This window comes from Pseudoalteromonas sp. SG45-2, assembly GCF_014164115.1.
In the GTDB taxonomy this organism is placed as follows: Bacteria; Pseudomonadota; Gammaproteobacteria; order Enterobacterales; family Alteromonadaceae; genus Pseudoalteromonas; species Pseudoalteromonas distincta.
Window position 1 is genome coordinate 1 of sequence record NZ_JACJEO010000021.1, and the last position, 18,810, is coordinate 18,810.

26 protein-coding genes are annotated in these 18,810 nt (G+C 40.5%); 8 read left to right on the forward strand and 18 right to left on the reverse strand.

Translation table 11 applies throughout. From position 1 onward, the window contains the following. Positions 1-868: 868 nt before the first annotated feature. The 18 genes from rplQ to H5116_RS15200 form a co-directional block, all read right to left on the reverse strand. Entirely contained in the window at positions 869-1,270 is a 402-nt protein-coding gene (gene rplQ / locus H5116_RS15115) for a 50S ribosomal protein L17 (RefSeq protein ID WP_002959450.1), read from the reverse strand. A 39-nt stretch (positions 1,271-1,309) separates the two neighbouring features. After that, the gene (locus H5116_RS15120) at positions 1,310-2,296 is read right to left on the reverse strand and encodes a DNA-directed RNA polymerase subunit alpha (RefSeq protein ID WP_002959452.1); all 987 of its coding nucleotides are present in this window, start codon (positions 2,294-2,296) and stop codon (positions 1,310-1,312) included. A 24-nt stretch (positions 2,297-2,320) separates the two neighbouring features. Beyond that, positions 2,321-2,941, reverse strand: coding sequence for a 30S ribosomal protein S4 (rpsD, locus tag H5116_RS15125; RefSeq protein WP_002959461.1), 621 nt, complete (start codon positions 2,939-2,941; stop codon positions 2,321-2,323). Positions 2,942-2,962: 21 nt separating this feature from the next. Further along, entirely contained in the window at positions 2,963-3,349 is a 387-nt protein-coding gene (rpsK, locus tag H5116_RS15130; RefSeq protein ID WP_002959471.1) for a 30S ribosomal protein S11, read from the reverse strand. A 12-nt stretch (positions 3,350-3,361) separates the two neighbouring features. Then, positions 3,362-3,718, reverse strand: coding sequence for a 30S ribosomal protein S13 (gene rpsM, locus H5116_RS15135; protein WP_002959473.1), 357 nt, complete (start codon positions 3,716-3,718; stop codon positions 3,362-3,364). A gap of 125 nt (positions 3,719-3,843) precedes the next feature. Continuing rightward, positions 3,844-3,957: a 50S ribosomal protein L36 gene (gene rpmJ, locus H5116_RS15140; RefSeq protein WP_002959476.1), complete on the reverse strand. Its 114-nt coding sequence runs from the start codon at positions 3,955-3,957 to the stop codon at positions 3,844-3,846. 22 nt (positions 3,958-3,979) lie between these two features. Beyond that, complete coding sequence (gene secY, locus H5116_RS15145; RefSeq protein ID WP_002959478.1) at positions 3,980-5,308, reverse strand: preprotein translocase subunit SecY; 1,329 nt, start codon at positions 5,306-5,308, stop codon at positions 3,980-3,982. Positions 5,309-5,318: 10 nt separating this feature from the next. After that, positions 5,319-5,753 carry a 50S ribosomal protein L15 gene (gene rplO / locus H5116_RS15150; RefSeq protein WP_002959480.1) on the reverse strand — a complete coding sequence of 145 codons (435 nt, stop codon included), beginning with the start codon at positions 5,751-5,753 and terminating at the stop codon, positions 5,319-5,321. Positions 5,754-5,757: 4 nt separating this feature from the next. Beyond that, complete coding sequence (rpmD, locus tag H5116_RS15155; RefSeq protein WP_002959482.1) at positions 5,758-5,940, reverse strand: 50S ribosomal protein L30; 183 nt, start codon at positions 5,938-5,940, stop codon at positions 5,758-5,760. Positions 5,941-5,942: 2 nt separating this feature from the next. Further along, positions 5,943-6,449 (reverse strand): 30S ribosomal protein S5, encoded by a 507-nt coding sequence (gene rpsE / locus H5116_RS15160; RefSeq protein WP_002959485.1) that lies wholly within the window; start codon positions 6,447-6,449, stop codon positions 5,943-5,945. Between the two features lie 9 nt (positions 6,450-6,458). Then, on the reverse strand, positions 6,459-6,809 hold the full coding sequence (gene rplR / locus H5116_RS15165; RefSeq protein WP_002959486.1) for a 50S ribosomal protein L18: 351 nt from the start codon (positions 6,807-6,809) through the stop codon (positions 6,459-6,461). Between the two features lie 9 nt (positions 6,810-6,818). Then, positions 6,819-7,352, reverse strand: coding sequence for a 50S ribosomal protein L6 (gene rplF, locus H5116_RS15170; RefSeq protein WP_002959488.1), 534 nt, complete (start codon positions 7,350-7,352; stop codon positions 6,819-6,821). Positions 7,353-7,365: 13 nt separating this feature from the next. Continuing rightward, positions 7,366-7,758, reverse strand: a complete 393-nt coding sequence (rpsH, locus tag H5116_RS15175) for a 30S ribosomal protein S8 (protein ID WP_002959491.1) — start codon at positions 7,756-7,758, stop codon at positions 7,366-7,368. A 21-nt stretch (positions 7,759-7,779) separates the two neighbouring features. Further along, entirely contained in the window at positions 7,780-8,085 is a 306-nt protein-coding gene (gene rpsN, locus H5116_RS15180) for a 30S ribosomal protein S14 (RefSeq protein ID WP_006794245.1), read from the reverse strand. Between the two features lie 10 nt (positions 8,086-8,095). Further along, complete coding sequence (gene rplE, locus H5116_RS15185; RefSeq protein WP_010554915.1) at positions 8,096-8,635, reverse strand: 50S ribosomal protein L5; 540 nt, start codon at positions 8,633-8,635, stop codon at positions 8,096-8,098. A gap of 16 nt (positions 8,636-8,651) precedes the next feature. Then, positions 8,652-8,966 (reverse strand): 50S ribosomal protein L24, encoded by a 315-nt coding sequence (gene rplX, locus H5116_RS15190; RefSeq protein WP_002959496.1) that lies wholly within the window; start codon positions 8,964-8,966, stop codon positions 8,652-8,654. Between the two features lie 10 nt (positions 8,967-8,976). Next, positions 8,977-9,345: a 50S ribosomal protein L14 gene (rplN, locus tag H5116_RS15195; protein ID WP_002959498.1), complete on the reverse strand. Its 369-nt coding sequence runs from the start codon at positions 9,343-9,345 to the stop codon at positions 8,977-8,979. Positions 9,346-9,617: 272 nt separating this feature from the next. Continuing rightward, on the reverse strand, positions 9,618-11,588 hold the full coding sequence (locus H5116_RS15200) for an AsmA family protein (RefSeq protein WP_182716543.1): 1,971 nt from the start codon (positions 11,586-11,588) through the stop codon (positions 9,618-9,620). A gap of 232 nt (positions 11,589-11,820) precedes the next feature. On the opposite strand from H5116_RS15200, the gene H5116_RS15205 reads away from it, so the two are divergent. The 8 genes from H5116_RS15205 to H5116_RS15240 all read left to right on the forward strand — a co-directional run bounded on the left by H5116_RS15205 (position 11,821) and on the right by H5116_RS15240 (position 18,797). Continuing rightward, positions 11,821-12,240, forward strand: a complete 420-nt coding sequence (locus H5116_RS15205) for a hypothetical protein (protein ID WP_002959502.1) — start codon at positions 11,821-11,823, stop codon at positions 12,238-12,240. Between the two features lie 8 nt (positions 12,241-12,248). Next, the gene (locus H5116_RS15210; protein WP_002959505.1) at positions 12,249-12,449 is read left to right on the forward strand and encodes a helix-turn-helix transcriptional regulator; all 201 of its coding nucleotides are present in this window, start codon (positions 12,249-12,251) and stop codon (positions 12,447-12,449) included. A gap of 155 nt (positions 12,450-12,604) precedes the next feature. Further along, on the forward strand, positions 12,605-13,768 hold the full coding sequence (locus H5116_RS15215; RefSeq protein WP_182716544.1) for a hypothetical protein: 1,164 nt from the start codon (positions 12,605-12,607) through the stop codon (positions 13,766-13,768). Between the two features lie 276 nt (positions 13,769-14,044). Then, complete coding sequence (locus H5116_RS15220; RefSeq protein WP_182693254.1) at positions 14,045-14,731, forward strand: TorF family putative porin; 687 nt, start codon at positions 14,045-14,047, stop codon at positions 14,729-14,731. Between the two features lie 192 nt (positions 14,732-14,923). Then, positions 14,924-15,637 carry a YIP1 family protein gene (locus H5116_RS15225; protein ID WP_039490481.1) on the forward strand — a complete coding sequence of 238 codons (714 nt, stop codon included), beginning with the start codon at positions 14,924-14,926 and terminating at the stop codon, positions 15,635-15,637. Positions 15,638-15,692: 55 nt separating this feature from the next. Beyond that, complete coding sequence (locus H5116_RS15230) at positions 15,693-16,859, forward strand: efflux RND transporter periplasmic adaptor subunit (protein ID WP_024595210.1); 1,167 nt, start codon at positions 15,693-15,695, stop codon at positions 16,857-16,859. Then, positions 16,859-17,566: an ABC transporter ATP-binding protein gene (locus H5116_RS15235; protein WP_024594267.1), complete on the forward strand. Its 708-nt coding sequence runs from the start codon at positions 16,859-16,861 to the stop codon at positions 17,564-17,566. Before H5116_RS15230 ends, H5116_RS15235 begins: the two co-directional genes overlap by 1 nt. Then, positions 17,559-18,797 carry an ABC transporter permease gene (locus tag H5116_RS15240; protein WP_039490486.1) on the forward strand — a complete coding sequence of 413 codons (1,239 nt, stop codon included), beginning with the start codon at positions 17,559-17,561 and terminating at the stop codon, positions 18,795-18,797. Before H5116_RS15235 ends, H5116_RS15240 begins: the two co-directional genes overlap by 8 nt. Positions 18,798-18,810: the final 13 nt, after the last annotated feature.

Here is an 18,810-nt window from a genome sequence, read left to right on the forward strand (position 1 = left end):
GCGATTATAAAGTTGAACTTTATCTCGCTAGGGCTGCGCATATTACGCTTTCCTATTTTTTTGTCAACACTTAAATTTAAACTTTCTAAAAAGATTCAATCTAAGTTTTACTTAACACCCTGAGTAGTTCGTGCCTCGCTATGCGTTGCTGTTTCCCGTCTCAGTGGGGTCGCATTATAGGGAGATCCGAAAACAGATCAACCCTTTTTTGAAGAAAACTTGAAATAATGTGCTGTTCGCTGAGTATTTGAGCTAAACGCTCAAAAACACAACTAAACCTCCTGTATTGAGGGGTTTAAAGAGCTATTTAAAGTCAAAGTTATGGTAACTAGTGATCAGTAGAGACATATTTGGATCATCAATGCTCAAAAAGCCAACCAATAAGTTAAGAGTCGTGTTACTAAAATCATTTGAAATAGTCAAAAGCTGAGATTTAAATTCATTGGGCTATATTTTTATTTGAGAAGTGAGTTTACTAAGGCCCCAATGGTTAGCTTTACTATGAGGTTCTTAGTACCGGTATATAGATAAGAGAGCGACCCCATATATCTTCTGAGCAGCTCTAATCACTAAAAACTTCGTTAGGGATTGCTTAATGGTAGTTAAATTCGAAGTGCTATTATTAATAATTGTAAATCACTATATAAAGTGAAAATACTCTTTAACTAAAACCGGATAGGCTATTTTGGATGAATGGTAAGTAAAGGTAACTAGGCTAAGTTATTAAAACAGCAGTCGAAACAACCTATCGATTCAGAATCTATGAGTCGATGCACATAATAGAAGGTAATTACTGGTTCATATAGTTTGACAAATTTTAGGCAAGAAAAAGCCGAGCATAAGCTCGGCTTTTAGGTTTCTTTAAGACTTACTCTGCAGACTGTGCGTCTTCTTGAACTGCTTCGCTAGTCGCTGGGCGACCAACTAGTTCAATATAAGCCATTGGTGCATTATCACCAGTACGGAAGCCACACTTAAGAATACGAGTGTAACCACCTGGACGATCCGCGTTACGTGGACCGATTTCACTGAATAATTTACCAACAACTTCATTATCACGCGTGCGAGCAAACGCTAAACGGCGATTTGCTACACTGTCAGTCTTAGCCAGTGTGATTAAAGGTTCAATTACACGACGTAACTCTTTCGCTTTTGGCAAAGTAGTTTTGATGATTTCATGTTTCACCAAAGAACCTGCCATATTGCTAAACATCGCTTTACGATGGCTACTGTTACGGTTTAATTGACGACCACTCTTACGATGGCGCATGACCCTATCCTTCTAACTAAACTAATATAGTGATTTAGATTATTCAGCTAAGCTTGCAGGTGGCCAATTTTCTAGGCGCATACCTAGAGAAAGTCCACGTGAAGCTAGCACGTCTTTAATTTCAGTTAGAGACTTCTTACCTAGATTAGGCGTTTTAAGAAGCTCAACTTCAGTGCGCTGAACTAAATCACCGATATATTGAATTTGCTCGGCTTTCAAACAATTTGCTGAGCGTACTGTTAATTCAAGATCATCAACTGGACGAAGTAGAATAGGATCGAATTCTGGCTTCTCTTCTTTCTCTTCTGGCTCAGTTACATCACGTAAATCTACGAATGCATCTAATTGCTCAGCTAAGATAGTAGACGCACGGCGGATCGCTTCTTCTGGATCTAAAGTGCCGTTTGTTTCCATATCAATGATTAACTTGTCTAAATCTGTACGTTGCTCAACTCGAGCTGATTCAACCGAGTACGCAATACGTTCAACTGGGCTAAATGATGCATCAAGCAACAATCTACCAATTGGACGCTCATCGTCATCAGAGGATAAACGACTAGATGCCGGCACATAACCACGACCACGTTCAACACGAATACGCATGCTGATCTCGCTGTTATTTGTAGTTAAATTACAAATAACGTGATCTGGATTAGCAATTGTTACATCGCCATCGTGCTGAATATCAGCCGCAGTAACAGGGCCTACACCAGATTTAGTCAGGGTCAGAAAAACTTCATCTTTGCCTTCTAACGTTACTGCTAAACCTTTAAGGTTTAATAGTATTTCAATGATGTCTTCTTGAACGCCTTCTTTCGCGCTGTACTCATGTAATACACCGTCGATTTCAACTTCAGTTACTGCACATCCAGGCATAGATGAAAGTAATATACGGCGTAAAGCATTACCCAGAGTATGGCCAAAGCCACGCTCTAATGGTTCTAAAACTATTTTAGAACGCGTTGGGTTGATAGCGTCGATGTCGACTAACCTTGGTTTTAGAAATTCTGTAACAGAACCCTGCATTTTATCCTCTCTTAACTCTTAACTTTACTTAGAGTAAAGTTCGACGATTAGTTGTTCATTAATGTCCGCAGACAGGTCTGAACGCTCAGGTAGACGCTTAAAGCTGCCTTCCAATTTCTTACCGTCAACTTCAACCCAAGTCGGCTTTTCACGTTGCTCAGCCAACTCTAGAGCAGCGATGATACGTGCTTGCGTCTTAGACTTCTCACGGATTACAACAGTATCTTCTGGAGTAATTACGTATGAAGGAATGTTCACAACACGACCATTAACTAAAATCGCTTTATGGCTTACTAACTGACGTGCTTCTGCACGTGTGCTAGCAAAACCCATGCGATATACAACATTGTCTAAACGTTGCTCTAAAAGCTGTAACAAGTTTTCACCTGTGTTGCCTTTAAGGCGAGCAGCTTCTTTGTAGTAGTTACGGAATTGCTTTTCTAATACACCGTAGATACGACGTACTTTTTGCTTTTCACGTAATTGTAAACCGTAATCAGATAAGCGACCTTTACGAGCGCCGTGCTGACCAGGTGCAGTCTCAAGTTTACACTTAGAGTCGATAGCTCTTACGCCGCTCTTAAGGAACAGGTCAGTACCTTCACGACGACTCAGCTTGAGCTTAGGGCCCAAATATCTTGCCATGTTATTTCTCCTAACCTATTGTTAAACGCGACGTTTCTTCGGTGGACGACAACCATTATGTGGTATTGGCGTCACGTCAGTAATGTTGGTAATACGGTAACCAGCAGCATTCAAAGCACGTACAGCAGACTCACGACCTGGACCTGGACCTTTAATGAAAACTTCTAGATTTTTTAAACCGTATTCTTGAGCAGCAGTACCTGCACGCTCTGCAGCAACCTGAGCAGCAAATGGTGTAGATTTACGTGAACCACGGAAACCTGAACCACCGGCAGTAGCCCATGATAGTGCATTACCTTGACGGTCGGTAATCGTTACAATAGTGTTGTTGAAAGACGCATGAACATGAGCCATACCATCAGCAACTTGTTTTTTAACCTTTTTACGACGAATTGGTGTCTTAGCCATAATACTATCCCCTTATCGCTTAATAGGCTTACGAGGACCCTTACGGGTGCGCGCGTTAGTCTTAGTTCTTTGACCACGTAATGGTAAAGAGCGACGGTGACGTAGGCCACGATAACAACCAAGGTCCATTAGGCGCTTGATATTTAAAGTAACTTCACGACGAAGATCACCTTCAACAGTGTACTTGCCAACTGCATCACGCAGTACGTCAAGAATTTCGTCTGAAAGTTCACCGATTTTTGTGGTTTCGGCGATACCAGTCGCTTCTAAGATAGCCTTAGAGCGAGTCTTACCTATGCCATAAATAGCTGTTAAACCAATAACTGCATGTTTATGATCAGGGACGTTAATGCCAGCAATACGGGCCACTAACACATCTCCTATATTCGAATTTGGTAATCAAAAGTTTGAAAAGCCCGTAAGGATACTCAAACGAAGACCAAATCACTACTAAAAACACAGGCCGAGAAAACTCAGCCTGCACGACTGTTTACTTAGCCTTGCCTTTGCTTATGCTTAGGCTCACTGCAAATTACGCGTACTACACCAGCACGTTTAATAACTTTACAGTTACGGCATATTTTCTTAACGGAAGCACGTACTTTCATTGCTCAACTCCGTAAACTGACCTTATCGACCGTAGCCTTTAAGGTTCGCTTTTTTCAGCACAGAATCATACTGATGAGACATCAGGTGAGTCTGTACTTGTGCCATAAAGTCCATGATTACTACAACGATAATCAAAACTGATGTACCGCCGAAGTAGAATGGCGTTTGCCACGCCATCGTCATGAATTCAGGCACCAGACAGATAAAGGTTATATACAAAGCACCTGCCAATGTCAGGCGTGTCATCACTTTATCAATGTATTTAGATGTCTGCTCACCTGGACGAATACCTGGGATAAATGCGCCAGATTTCTTAAGGTTATCTGCTGTTTCACGTGGGTTAAAAACCAACGCTGTGTAGAAAAAGCAGAAGAAGATAATAGCCGCAGCTAAAACAAGCGAGTACAACGGTTGACCTGGAGTCAACGTAGTAGCAACAGCTTGTAATACATCAGCGACTGGACCTTCACCTTGGCCGAACCAGCTAGCAATTGTACCAGGGAACAGAATTATACTGCTAGCGAAGATTGGTGGAATAACACCCGCCATATTTACTTTTAGTGGTAAATGCGTGCTTTGGGCAGCAAATACTTGACGACCTTGTTGGCGTTTAGCGTAGTTAACAACAATACGACGTTGTCCACGTTCGAAAAACACTACAAGATAAGTAACAGCGAATACGATTACCGCAACCATCAACAGTACAAAAACATTCAAATCACCTTGGCGCGCCATTTCGACTGTCGAACCAATAGCAGACGGCAAGTTAGCTACAATACCAACAAATATTAGAACAGAGATACCGTTACCGATACCACGCTCTGTTATTTGTTCACCCAACCACATAAGGAACATAGTACCAGTAACTAAACTCACCACTGCGGTGAAATAGAAACCCATACCAGGGTTAACAACTAACCCCTCCATCATGCCCGGTAAGCTAGTAGCAATACCGATTGATTGAATAGTAGCTAGCACAAGCGTGCCGTAGCGTGTGTACTGGCTAATTTTTTTACGCCCTTGCTCACCTTCTTTCTTAAGCTCTATAAACGGAGGATACATATGCGTTAATAGTTGCGTAATAATCGAAGCCGAGATATACGGCATAATACCCAGTGCTAACACTGAAGCTCGCTCAAGTGCACCACCACTGAACATGTTGAACATTTCAACAATGGTGCCCTTTTGTTGCTCGAAGAAATCGGCAAGTACAGCGGCGTCAATCCCAGGGATCGGCACAAATGAACCTAGACGGTAAATTATGATAGCACCCAATACGAAGAGTAATCGGCGCTTCAATTCCGAAAGTCCACCTTGTGCACTTTTTGTATCTTGACCTGGTTTAGCCATTAGTACTTCCTTAGTCTTCTACCTTGCCTCCGGCAGCTTCAATAGCTTCGCGAGCACCTTTAGAGGCTTTAAGGCCTTTAACGGTAACAGCGCGTGAAACTTCGCCAGATTTAACAACTTTAACGAAAAGAACGTTCTTTTTAACTAGACCAGCTGCTTGTAACGCGCTTAGGTCTACCACATCGCCTTCAACTTTAGCGATTTCAAAAAGGTTTATTTCTGCAGATACTAAAGATTTGCGAGAAGTAAAACCAAATTTAGGTAGACGACGTTGCATAGGCATTTGACCGCCTTCAAAACCAACGCGTACTTTGCCGCCAGAACGTGATTTTTGACCTTTGTGACCACGACCACCAGTCTTACCTAGACCAGAACCGATACCACGACCAACACGTTTTGGAGCAGTTTTTGAACCTGCAGCAGGTGAAAGTGTATTCAAATGCATCGAATTAACCCTCTACCTTAACCATGTAAGAAACCTTGTTTATCATACCACGTACACATGCTGTGTCTTCTAACTCAACAGTGTGGTTGATACGACGTAAACCAAGACCGCGTAATGTAGCTTTATGTTTCGGTAAACGACCGATAGAGCTTTTTACTTGTGTTACTTTTACAGTTTGATTTGCCATGGTTACCCCAGTATTTCGTCTACGCGAAGGCCACGTTTTGCAGCGATTGACTGTGGAGAATTCATATTCTCAAGAGCCGAAATCGTTGCACGTACTACGTTGATTGGGTTAGTAGAACCGTAACATTTAGAAAGTACGTTCTGAACACCAGTCACTTCTAGTACTGCACGCATAGCACCACCTGCGATGATACCAGTACCTTCAGAGGCTGGTTTCATGAACACTAGTGAGCCAGCATGACGTCCCTTAACAGGATGCTGTAATGTATTGCCATTTAGGTCTACATTGATCATGTTGCGACGTGCTTTTTCCATTGCTTTTTGAATAGCAGCTGGAACTTCACGTGCTTTACCATAACCAAAACCTACTTTACCTGCGCCGTCACCAACTACAGTTAGTGCAGTAAAGCTAAAGATACGACCACCTTTAACTACTTTAGACACACGGTTCACCGCGATTAGCTTTTCAGCTAGATCAGGCTGTTGTTGCTTTGCTTCTACGTTAGCCATAGTCTACTCCTAGAATTGCAAACCGGCTTCACGCGCAGCATCAGCTAGCGCCTTCACACGGCCGTGATATTTAAAGCCACTGCGATCAAAAGCAATCTTTTCGATGCCTTTGTCAGCCGCACGTTCAGCAACCGCTTTGCCAACTGCTTGCGCAGCTTCAACGTTACCGGTGCCTTTAACTGTTTCGCTAATAGCCTTTTCAACAGTAGAAGCAGCAGCCAGTACATTACCCTCAGCATTTACAACTTGAGCGTATATGTGACGTGGCGTGCGGTGGATAACAAGACGCGTTGTGCCTTGTTCAATATAATTTCTACGAGTGCGTTTAGCACGACGTAGACGAGCTGTTTTTTTATCCATCGTCTTACCTTACTTCTTCTTAGCCTCTTTACGGCGTACATTCTCATCTGAATAACGAACACCCTTACCTTTATAAGGCTCAGGTTTACGGTATGCACGAATGTTAGCAGCTGTTTGACCAACTAACTGCTTGTCTACGCCCTTAACTAGAACTTCTGTTTGGCTTGGAGTTTCAATCGTAATTCCTTCAGGAACTGCGAAATTAACTGGGTGTGAGAAGCCAAGAGTTAAATCTAATGTTTTACCCTTCGCTGCAGCACGGTAACCCACGCCTACTAACTGAAGTTTCTTCTCGTAACCTTCATGCGTACCAACAACCATGTTGTTGATTAGAGCGCGAGCAGTACCTGCTTGAGCCCATGCATTAGCTACGCCATCACGAGGTAAAGTAGTAATAACGTTGTCATTTACTTGTACTTCAACAGCGTTGTTGATTGTACGAGTAAGTTCACCGTTTTTGCCTTTAACTGTGATTTCCTGGCCTTTTAATGTAACTTCTACACCGGCAGGAACAGTAATTGGTGCCTTTGCTATGCGAGACATAGTTCCCCTCCGATTAAGCTACAAAACCAATGATTTCACCACCAACACCAGCACTACGTGCTGCGCGGTCTGTCATTAGGCCTTTAGAAGTTGATACGATAGCGATACCAAGACCACCCATTACCTTAGGTAATTGGTCACGTTTCTTATAGATACGTAAACCAGGGCGACTTACACGCTGGATATTTTCAATTACAGCTTTGCCTTCGAAGTACTTCAACTCGATAGAAAGCTCAGGTTTAGTTTCGCCGTTAACAGCGAAATCTACGATATAACCTTCGTCTTTTAGTACTTTAGCTAATGCTACTTTCAGCTTTGAAGTTGGCATCGTTACAGATACTTTCTTCGCTGATTGACCGTTACGAATTCGTGTGAACAAATCCGCGATAGGATCTTGCAAGCTCATAGTCTTACTCCCATGATTCTATTACCAGCTAGCCTTTTTAAGGCCAGGAATTTCACCGCGCATAGCTGCTTCGCGAACTTTAATACGGCTCATGCCGAATTTGCGAAGGAAACCATGTGGGCGGCCCGTAATGTTACAACGATTACGTTGACGTGCAGGGCTAGAATCACGTGGTAAAGCTTGTAGCTTAAGTACCGCGTCCCAACGATCATCTTCAGATGTGTTAACATCACTGATGATAGCTTTTAGTGCAGCGCGCTTTTCAGCGTACTGAGCAACTAGTTTTGTGCGCTTTGCTTCGCGCGCTTTCATAGAATTCTTTGCCATAACCCTACCCTTATTTCTTAAATGGGAAGTTAAACGCTTCTAACAACGCACGGCCTTCCTCATCAGATTTCGCAGAAGTAGTGATAGTAATATCCATACCGCGTACACGGTCTACTTTATCGTAATCGATTTCTGGGAAGATGATTTGTTCACGTACGCCCATGCTGTAGTTGCCACGTCCATCAAAAGACTTTGCACTTACGCCACGGAAGTCACGAATACGTGGGATAGCGATTGATACCAAACGCTCAAAAAAGTCCCACATACGCTCGCCGCGTAGGGTTACTTTACAACCAATCGGGTAGCCTTCACGCACTTTAAAGCCAGCAACAGATTTGCGTGCTTTAGTGATTAAAGGTTTCTGACCAGAGATTGCTGCTAGATCCGCTACTGCGTTATCTAAAATCTTCTTGTCAGCTAGGGCTTCGCCCACGCCCATATTCAATGTGATCTTTTCGATCTGAGGGACTTGCATGACAGAGCTGAAACCAAACTTCTCTTGAAGTTCAGCAACTACTTTGTCTTTATATACTTCATGCAGTTTCGCCATCATTCTACTCCAACTATTAGATAGTTTTACCAGTAGATTTAAAGATACGTAATTTCTTACCATCTTCAATCTTGAAACCTACACGATCAGCTTTACTCGTTTCCGAGTTGAAGATCGCAACGTTTGATGCATCCATAGATGCTTCTTTCTCAACAATGCCGCCAGCTTGGTTCAATTGTGGAACCGGCTTTTGGTGTTTCTTGATCAAGTTTATGCCTTCGACAAAGATTCGACCAGATTCAGTAACAACTGAAAGCACTTTTCCGCGCTTACCTTTGTCTTTACCTGCTAGTACGATTACTTCGTCATCACGACGTATTTTTGCTGCCATGATTGGCTCCTTACAGTACTTCTGGGGCTAGTGAAACGATTTTCATGAACTTATCATTACGAAGTTCGCGAGTCACAGGGCCGAAAATACGTGTACCAATTGGCTGTAAGTTATCATTTAAGATAACAGCAGCGTTGCTGTCAAAACGGATCAGAGAACCATCTGGACGGCGAACACCTTTTCTGGTACGCACAACTACCGCGTTTTTAACATCACCTTTCTTCACTTTACCGCGAGGAATAGCTTCTTTTACAGAAACTTTAATGATGTCGCCAATCGCTGCGTAGCGACGGTGAGAACCACCAAGGACTTTTATACACTGCACTTTGCGAGCGCCGCTGTTATCAGCAACTTCCAGCTGAGTTTGCATTTGGATCATGTTAATGACCTCCGGTGTAGTAATTACAACGTGTCTTAAATTTGTTTAAAATCAAGACATTTCGATTAAATCCCACTCAAAAACAAACGAGTTGTCTCTTAAGGGCGGGCAATTGTACCAGCATTGAGGGGGTAGCGATAGGTTATTTTTTAATTAATTTGGAGTGATGGGAAATTAAAGCTGAGTAATTACGGCTATGTAGCTATTTTACAGGTGGTTACAAAACAAACAAGGCACCTGTAATGTGCCTTGTTTGTTTAAAGTGTAATAAATTAACCAAATAAACCTTTTAATTTATCTTTAATTTTATCTTTTGCTTTGTCTTTGGCTTTTTCTTTTGCCTCATCGACCTTCTGCTTAGCTTCATCTTTGAGCGCATCACCAACATCTAGCTTTATACCTACATCGTGGAAAGGCCCTTTTATACGTAGTGGTATTTTAAAGCCAGTGCTGTCATCGGTAGTTCCCTGACCTTCGATAGATCCAACTATACCTGTAACCAAACGATAGTTGACCGTTGTTTGCGGTAAATCAACGTCGCCTTCACCTGATATTCTAATAAGTGGGCTGATAAGTGATAGGTCGGTATTTCTGCCAACGCCATTAGTAAAGTTAAAACTTCCAGTTAATGCTGAAAAATCTGTTTGCTCAGATTCTTCAAATCCGGTATCAAGCCCTTCAGATGCAGCACCAAAGTTACCTGAAATGAGTTCCTTACCTTTACGAACCATCTCAGCTATATTTGCACCTTTTACAGCTCCATCAGCAAACTCAAATCCAAGCTTTCCATTAAGCGCACCAATAAACGACTTTTGACTTTGGCCAGTTGTGTTTAGGTTCCAATTTAAAGACCCCTTACCCATTAGCTTGTCAAAACCTGCCGCATCCGTTAATAAAGGCTGTGCATCTATTCCAGCTAAGTCAAAGTTAGTTGATATTTTATAAGGTACTTGCTGTGCGTTTACATTGATAACGCCTTTACCTGACCCTTCATAAGCAGAAAAGCTATCTAGGCTTAGTTTTGCAACGCTATTTTTTAAAGCAACAGTAAATTGATTTGCGCCTAATTTAATATCATTGGCTTTTAATCCACTTGAACGAATCACTACATTTGCATCTAGTGAATTTAATGCACTTAAATCAATTTTAGTGTCATCCCATACTATTGGCTCTGCAGGTTTATCTTCTTGCTCTTCTGGCTCTTCTTGTTTGGCCACTGCTTCAGGTAGATACGGGTTTAAGTCAAGCATACCTAAATCAATATCAGCATTTACTGCTAAACGCTTACCTAGGTTAAGCTCGCTCTTACCTTTTATTTCTAATGCGTCTAACGTCGCAACTAAATCTTCTAGATTAAATTTCTCACCTAGTAGGTGCATTTTACCGTTTACACTAAATCCGTTAAATGCATTGTCTTTAGCGTCTAGCTCTACACCTTGCCATTTCGCAATACTTTTAACAGACTCACCGCTTAGTGCTAACTGACCTTTAATATCTTGGCCTTGCTTAGCTATGCTCCCTTCGAACGTTAAATCAACTAAACGAGAATCTAAGGTTTGTTTAACATTAAAAGTAGCACCTTCAATTGCTTTAGCAGGAGTATCTAATTTTATATCAAGATCAAAACGCTCTTTCATATAAGTAATACCCCCTTTTACTTCTAATGTTTTACGAAGTGAAGGAAGTAAAATAGCGAGTTCTAAATCGCTAATTTGTTGTTTGGCACCTGTTTGACCATCTAGATAAGTAAATGTGCCGCCATAAATAGCAACCTCACCTAACTCAATATCAAAGTTATCTGGAAGCTTTATCGCTTCACCTGATTGGCTCTGCTCTTTTGGTTGCTCTGCAACTGCATCAAACAACTGCCAATTGGCTTTACCATTTTTGTCGGTTTCTAATAGGATATTTGGTTCGTTTATAACAAACTTATCTAATTTAAACTCACCACCAAATAATGAAAACCAAGGTATGTGTACAGCAAGCTGTTTCATACTCGCCATATCGGCGCGCGAACCTGATTCCATATTTGCAAAATGCACGTCGTTAAGTTCTAACTTTAATGCAGGGAATACGCTAAGTGTTTTATCACCTTTAATAGTAAGAGTGCGCCCAGTTGTTTGTTCTACCTGTTCTGAAACTTTGTTAAAAATAGTATCAGTAGGGATTAAAAACGGTGCGGCAACAATTAGTGCTATACATAGTAAAAGTATTACACCTACAATTTTAAGTAAGGTTTTCATGATCGTCCTTTCAAACGTGCAAATAATGTTCTTATCATAGCGAGTGTTAGCCTTAAAATCATTGTCGTTCTGATAAAAAAGCTTTTTATTAGATATTACATTCCCATCCTGAATCGCCCCTGAAACATTTTGATACCTTTAGGTTACAAATAAATATTGACCCAATGAAACCTTAAGGTTGCATTGATACCTACAGGTTACATATTGTAAAAATTTTAAAAGGAAATGAGCTATGTCTAATTACGATATTAAAAGTGAAGAAAAATTTATGGGCCAAAATGCATGGTTTTCATTATTCATGGGGGTCACTTTATTAATCATTAGTGTTTACCCAATGCTTAATCAAACATCAGCCCCACTATTGTTTTTAGGAACTGCTGCTTTTTTAGGTTCATTCTTTATGTTTGTGATCAGAGGCGGGTTTACATGGAGAATGAAATACCACCTTACATATAAAGATGAGTATTTAAATACCATCGACACTATTGCCTATAAACATGTCGTGCTTGGCTTACTTTTTAGTATGGGTGGCGTGTACTTACTCTCCGATACTCTTGCTTTAGAAGTATCTCACAGCATGATGGCTACATTTTACCTTGCTGTAATGAGTTTAATATACGGCGTATCAATTCTTTGGCAAAGCAAAGATTAGGAGCAAAAGTGCAAAATAAAATTGCAAAATACCGCAAAGAAGCAGGCCTTTCTCAACAAGACTTGGCTGATCTAATTGCGGTTTCACGTAAGACTATTAGTACAGTAGAAACGGCACGATTTACCCCTTCGGTAATAATTGCTCTAAAAATAGCAAAGCATTTTAATACCTCAGTTGAAAGTCTCTTTGTACTAGATAAAAATGATTAATACATGTTAAAGCGTTAGTCTCATTCTATTAGCAAAAACACCGATTTAGCTACTTCAATTACAACGTATGGAGGACAGCGCTGTTGTTATTAGCGTAATTGCGCTAAAATAGACCAGCAAAAAAATATATATCTAAACCGGAGATTCTACAAGGCATGAAAAAACTGCTAATTTCACCGTCAAAAATGACGCTAGGCGAACAAGAAAATCAAATCTATCAGAACATTCTGAAGCAATCTTCAGAATTAAGCCTTAACCTTATGGCCGTGAAAGTAGAAAACCACCCTGATGATTTTTTACCTTGGTGTTACGAATTGCTAAGTGCAAGCAGAGATCGTATGAACTACGACTTACTAGAGCCGCAGCAATTACCAGTACTTAAGAAGCTACACGATCAGCTTATTTCAGCTATCAGCTTTTTACAGGTTAAAACTTTACGTATTGCTCCGTGGCCTGTAGTAAGTGTATTTGTAGAACAACACAAAGACGTTATTGCTCTTGATGAACAGCTTCGCTTAGTAGACTACATTAAGAGCATTCGTGAACAATCTCTTAAAGATATGATTCCTGAAGATTTACTTGCGTTTAGCGGTAAGCACATGGCATCACTTGATCCAAGCACATATAACTTTGACGTTGAATGGTTTGCATCAACAAAAAGTGCGAAGAGCTTTCATCAAATGCTTAGCGATTTACCAGGTGCCTTTGACGATGCACTAGTAAATATTCCACTTGAAGGTGACATTACTCAATACGAATATCAACAATTTGTTGCTGCTTATTCAAAAATATTCACCGACAATAATGAAAAACCAACACTTGCGCCTGCAACACGACTACTTGCAATGCGTCGCCCTGATATATTTACTCCGATCACAAACAATCGATTAGATGCATTATGCGGTGCCCTTGGTGTTTCTAAACTAAAAAATAGTGATTTTGAGCGTTACTGGCAAGATATTGTAAAAGGTATTCAAGCTATGTCATGGTACAAAATGGCTAAACCTAGTAATGAGTTAGAAGAACAATTAGTTGCTATTAAAGCACTAATCCCATGTTTCTTTCACTATGCTGATGCAAAAACACCAGATAACTCTAACTACATCAAACTGTTAAGTAAGCCTAAACGAACTACAACTACGACAGGTAAAACTCAGCGTAGAGGTAAAGAGTCTGCAGAAATTTTAGTAGACCGCGCACTTGCTGCTGACGATATTCCTGAGCACATTCGCAGTAAGCGCGATTCAATTGTGAGTGAAGTTCAAAAAGGTCGTAGTGTAAACGAAACAATTAGCCTTATGCGCACTATATTTGGCTAAAAACTTCTAATTTAGCCGTACTTTTATGGTGCGGCTAGGTTAATTTATGCACCAGCAGTGTGCGCAACATCTTCCTACATACCATCTCTCTTCTCAATCTATAAAATACAAGCTCATGTTTTTAATGTATAAAAATAATTTTTAATAAAAAATAATGAAGCTGGCACATACAGTGCAATTATCTCGTTAGTTAAACAATAAAAAGCCGTCAGCCTAAAGGTTCCGAATACATAATAAAAACCTTGGCGAGCAAAAATCATATAACGGGAAATGGACATGCTAAAACTAAAAAAAACCATCGCTATAAGTGCTATAGCATTAATGGGCGCAACATCTTTAACGTCAACAGCCGTACATGCTGAAGTAACAGCAAACGCAGCGGCAACATCAAACTACTTATGGCGTGGTCAAGAGCAAACTGGGGGCGATGCAGCTATTTCAGGCGGTATTGATTACGCTAATGAATCGGGCTTTTATGCAGGTACTTGGGCTTCAAATGCATCGTGGGCAGATGAAATGACCTATGAGCTTGATTTATATGCAGGCTTTGGTGGCGACATTAACGAAAGCGTTAGCTATGATGTTGGCTATATTTATTACGCTTACCCAGATGCAGCTTCTGAAGCTGACGCAGATTTCTCTGAAATTTACGGTAGCATCAGTGTTGAAGGCTTTACATTTGGTGCTTCAGTACTTGCAACATCAGCTGCAAGTGGTGATGGTACAGACTTTGGTGATTCACTTTACCTGACAGCTGACTACGGTTTTGCTATTGGCAGTAACGGCACTGAAATGGCACTTCACTTAGGCCACTACTCTGGTGACTTTATTGGCGATGATAATATCTTAGATTACGGTGTATCAATTTCGAAAGATGGTTTCACTTTTGGTTTATCTGATACAGATATGGATGACTCAGATATTAAAGCTTACGTTGCTTATTCTGTAGACTTTAATTTATAAGAAAGAATGTGTTACTTGCTGCGACACGAAGGGCCTTTTGGCCCTTTTCTCGTTTTTGAACAAGACCCCTCACACCTGTTAACAAAACGTTACAATTGAATGAAAACAATACATACATTTTCCTTTATTCTATTACCTAGTCACTGGGCATTTATAACTGCCTAGCCATAAAATAGGTATAAAGGAATAATAATGAAATCACCTAACGCGTTTAGCGCCCTACTCGATATTTATATAAGTCCTAGTAAAGCTTTCAATGGTGTTGAACACGCCAAAGGTTGGTCATGGCTTGCTTTTATAGTCATGTCTTTAGTTTCAATGGCGAGTATTTATATTTTTTATTCCACTGTTGATATGCAGTTTTTGATTAATGAGCAAGTAGCAGCATCAACTATTGATGCGACGATTGGCGAGCAAAAAATGATTCGCCAAAGTATAGAGCAAAATGCAGAAGGCCAAATATGGTTTGGTTTGTTTGGCGGCGTAATTGCTCTGGCTATCATGAATGCATTAATGGCACTTTATTATATGCTTGTGGCTAAACAAGATCCTGAATCAGAACATAGCTACGGAGCTTGGTATGGATTCGCTACCTGGACAATGATGCCAGTTGTTATTTCAAGCCTAGGAACAATTGCTCTTGTACTAAGTGCAAGTACAGATCAAATATCTCAACAAGCCGTATTTAGCTACGCATCTATTAACCAATTAATAATAGGACTTGAAATTGGCCATCCTTTTTATAGCTTATTAGAATCAATAAATTTATTTAGCTTTTGGAGCATTGCGCTGGGAATGATCGGCTTAAAATGCTGGACTAATTTTTCAACTAACAAAGCACTCCTATTCTCTGCTCTTCCTTCAATTATTATTTTTGGTATTTGGGCAATCATTGCAGCAAGTTAACTCTTAAGTGGAGGTAGATACTAGCTCCACATTACTTAATTCACGGATAGATAAAATGAAAAAAGCAATAATCATCACACTCGCTGTAGGCGCATTTATAGCCCTAATTGTGTCAAAGCAAATTTCTGGCGATGAAAAACAAGCCGAAGTAAATATTGCTCAAGTAGAGCTTGGCGACATTGCTGACTCAATAATGGCTTCAGGTAATTTAGTTTTTAATACACAAGTGCAATTACGCTCTGAAGTGACAGGCCGAGTAGATAAAATATTTGTTCAAGAAGGCCAAGGAGTTAAACAAGGCGATATGTTAATGCGCCTTGATACAACTGCTTTTGAATCAGAAGTTACCCGTAGTAAAGCAATCCTTCGCGCCACAGAAATTGAAATTAAACACAATAAAACACGCCTTGCTAACCTAGAGCGCCAACTTAAAAGACAAAAAGACTTATATGATGTCGGTTTAGGTAATCAAGAGAGCTACGAGAATATTGAAAGCGCACGCGATCTAGCTAAAATCGATATTGAATCACGAATAGAGTCGTACAACCAAGCACAAGCGTCACTACAAATTGCGCAAGATCGCTTAAGTAAAAGTGTATTTAGAGCTCCAATGAGCGGCTTGCTTGCATCTGTAAATATTAAAGAAGGTGAAACCGTTATAGCCGGTACTACTAATATTATTGGCTCTGATTTAATGCTAGTAGCCGATCCTAGCGCTATCTTAGCCGAGCTACGTGTGGATGAAACCGACATTGCGAGCATTAAGCTTAACCAAAAAGCGAATATTTATGCGGCCGCATACCCTAATAAACCATTTAGCGGCACAGTAATCAATATTGGTACTTCAGCTAAAAACCAAGCCGGCTCTCAAGGTTTATCGTTTAAAGTAAAAGTATTACTCGATACTACTGAGCGCCAGCTATATGCAGGAATGAGTTGTAGAGCAGAGATCGCAACAAGCATTGCCGAAAACGGTTTAAAACTTCCAATAGAAGCAATCCAAAAAGAAGACGATAAAACATTTGTATGGCGACTAAATAGTGATAACACCGTTAGCAAAATTGCCGTAACTGTTGGAATATCATCTGATATAGAGCAAGCCATTACTGACGGCTTAAATGAGGGCGACAAAATAGTTATTGGCCCTGCGCGCCCAGTAAGTCTTCTGACTGAAGGTGATGTGGTAAAACTTAAATCAGATGCAGACAAGGAAGAAGCCTAATGTCTGCGGTAATCAAGCTAGAGCATATTAATAAACAATACAAAATGGGCTCAGAGGTATTTAAGGCACTTGATGATGTAAACGTACATATAATGCAAAACGAATACGTGGCGATTATAGGACCTTCTGGTTCAGGCAAGTCGACCTTGATGAACTTATTAGGCTGTTTAGATACACCCAGCAGTGGCGAATACTACTTAAAAGATAAACTAGTAAAAAGTATGACCGAGACAGAGCTTGCTCATCAGCGTAATGAAAGTGTCGGGTTTATATTTCAAAGCTTTAACTTAATACCACGTGCAACCGCACTAGAAAATGTAATGCAGCCTTTAGTATATCGCTTTATCCCTAGTAAACAGCGCAAGCAACAAGCTCTAGAAGCACTAAAGCGGGTAGGTCTCGGTGATAAAGTTAATCATTTATCTAGCCAGCTATCGGGCGGGCAACGTCAACGTGTTGCTATTGCCCGCGCTTTAGTCACAAAACCACATATATTATTAGGAGATGAACCCACAGGTAATCTTGATAGTAAAACGACCCGCGAAATTATGGATTTGTTTGATGAGCTGCATAACGAAGGTCACACTATTATTTTAGTAACACATGAGCAAGAAATTGCCGATCATTGCCAACGCGTGATTCGTTTAGTGGACGGTAAAGTGGTAAGTGATGTAACTAAAGATGAAGGAATCAAGCAGCATGTTTAAATCAGCTCTTGCGATAATGGAAGGCACTAAGGCCGCTTTTTCAGCTATTAAAGCTAATGCAATGCGCAGCGCACTGACCTGTTTGGGCATTATTATTGGTGTTGCCGCCGTAGTTACTGTCGTTGCAGTGATGCAGGGTTTTACAAAGCAAATAAACGATCAACTTGCTGATATGTCGCCAGATGTAACAACAATAAAGCCTTACACCAGTATTGAACTCGAAATGGTTGGTAAAAATGCCAAGCTTACCTACGACGATTTTTTAGCTTTAAAGTCGCGTATAAAAGAAGCTGAAACGCTAACTGCCCTAATGTTTACCTGGCGCTTTTCGGGGGGAGCTGAGTATGGAAATAAAAGCCATTCATCGCGTGTTATCGGTACCGAGCAAGACTATCAAAAAGCGTATCGTACTTATCCTGAACTTGGTCGTTTTATTCGTGCTGAGGACGATGATAAACGAAGAAGGGTCGCATTTATCGGCCCTTCAATCATAGAAAAGCTAAACCTTCCTGAAAACCCAGTAGGTGAATATATAAAGCTAGGTGGTGAATGGTTTAGAATTATTGGCGTTGCTGAAAAACAAGGTAGCTTATTTGGTTTTGACCAAGACGATTACATTAATATTCCAATTAGTACCATGAGTGCTTTAGAAGGCGGAAGTACACAAACTAATGTGCAAATTATGTTTAGGTTAAATGAAGGTACTAACGAAGAACAAGTGCTTGCAAAAATAACTCGTGTATTGCGCCAACTGCATAAACTAAAAGAGAAAGATGAAAACGACTTTGAATTTGAAACCGCTGAAAAATCTCGTGCCCAAATAGATAAATTTACCAGCAGTGCTACTGCTATTACTGCTGGTATTGTTGGCATTAGCTTACTTGTTGGCGGTATTGGTGTTATGAACATAATGCTAGTGTCGGTAACTGAACGCACACGTGTTATTGGTACATTAAAAGCACTAGGCGCAACACCTGGTTTTATTATGTTGCAGTTTTTAGTTGAAGCCGTTGTGCTTTCACTTTTTGGTGGTTTAATAGGACTCATTATAGGATATGGCGCCGCAGGGCTTATTTCGTTTTTAGTCCCAAGTATGCCTGATGCATATATACCAGTATGGGCTGTAATACTATCGTTCGGATTTACATCAATGATTGGGATTATATTTGGTTTAGCCCCTGCTATTAAAGCAGCAAGACTAAACCCTATAGATGCACTGCGTTACGAATAACTATTTTAAATAA

Coding starts and splice junctions, on each gene's coding strand:
- rplQ (WP_002959450.1), bottom strand. CDS start 1,270: ATGCGCCATCGTAAGAGTGGTCGTCAATTAAACCGTAACAGTAGCCAT.
- H5116_RS15120 (WP_002959452.1), bottom strand. CDS start 2,296: ATGCAGGGTTCTGTTACAGAATTTCTAAAACCAAGGTTAGTCGACATC.
- rpsD (WP_002959461.1), bottom strand. CDS start 2,941: ATGGCAAGATATTTGGGCCCTAAGCTCAAGCTGAGTCGTCGTGAAGGT.
- rpsK (WP_002959471.1), bottom strand. CDS start 3,349: ATGGCTAAGACACCAATTCGTCGTAAAAAGGTTAAAAAACAAGTTGCT.
- rpmJ (WP_002959476.1), bottom strand. CDS start 3,957: ATGAAAGTACGTGCTTCCGTTAAGAAAATATGCCGTAACTGTAAAGTT.
- secY (WP_002959478.1), bottom strand. CDS start 5,308: ATGGCTAAACCAGGTCAAGATACAAAAAGTGCACAAGGTGGACTTTCG.
- rplO (WP_002959480.1), bottom strand. CDS start 5,753: ATGCATTTGAATACACTTTCACCTGCTGCAGGTTCAAAAACTGCTCCA.
- rpmD (WP_002959482.1), bottom strand. CDS start 5,940: ATGGCAAATCAAACTGTAAAAGTAACACAAGTAAAAAGCTCTATCGGT.
- rpsE (WP_002959485.1), bottom strand. CDS start 6,449: ATGGCTAACGTAGAAGCAAAGCAACAACAGCCTGATCTAGCTGAAAAG.
- rplR (WP_002959486.1), bottom strand. CDS start 6,809: ATGGATAAAAAAACAGCTCGTCTACGTCGTGCTAAACGCACTCGTAGA.
- rplF (WP_002959488.1), bottom strand. CDS start 7,352: ATGTCTCGCATAGCAAAGGCACCAATTACTGTTCCTGCCGGTGTAGAA.
- rpsH (WP_002959491.1), bottom strand. CDS start 7,758: ATGAGCTTGCAAGATCCTATCGCGGATTTGTTCACACGAATTCGTAAC.
- rpsN (WP_006794245.1), bottom strand. CDS start 8,085: ATGGCAAAGAATTCTATGAAAGCGCGCGAAGCAAAGCGCACAAAACTA.
- rplE (WP_010554915.1), bottom strand. CDS start 8,635: ATGGCGAAACTGCATGAAGTATATAAAGACAAAGTAGTTGCTGAACTT.
- rplX (WP_002959496.1), bottom strand. CDS start 8,966: ATGGCAGCAAAAATACGTCGTGATGACGAAGTAATCGTACTAGCAGGT.
- rplN (WP_002959498.1), bottom strand. CDS start 9,345: ATGATCCAAATGCAAACTCAGCTGGAAGTTGCTGATAACAGCGGCGCT.
- H5116_RS15200 (WP_182716543.1), bottom strand. CDS start 11,588: ATGAAAACCTTACTTAAAATTGTAGGTGTAATACTTTTACTATGTATA.
- H5116_RS15205 (WP_002959502.1), top strand. CDS start 11,821: ATGTCTAATTACGATATTAAAAGTGAAGAAAAATTTATGGGCCAAAAT.
- H5116_RS15215 (WP_182716544.1), top strand. CDS start 12,605: ATGAAAAAACTGCTAATTTCACCGTCAAAAATGACGCTAGGCGAACAA.
- H5116_RS15220 (WP_182693254.1), top strand. CDS start 14,045: ATGCTAAAACTAAAAAAAACCATCGCTATAAGTGCTATAGCATTAATG.
- H5116_RS15225 (WP_039490481.1), top strand. CDS start 14,924: ATGAAATCACCTAACGCGTTTAGCGCCCTACTCGATATTTATATAAGT.
- H5116_RS15230 (WP_024595210.1), top strand. CDS start 15,693: ATGAAAAAAGCAATAATCATCACACTCGCTGTAGGCGCATTTATAGCC.
- H5116_RS15235 (WP_024594267.1), top strand. CDS start 16,859: ATGTCTGCGGTAATCAAGCTAGAGCATATTAATAAACAATACAAAATG.
- H5116_RS15240 (WP_039490486.1), top strand. CDS start 17,559: ATGTTTAAATCAGCTCTTGCGATAATGGAAGGCACTAAGGCCGCTTTT.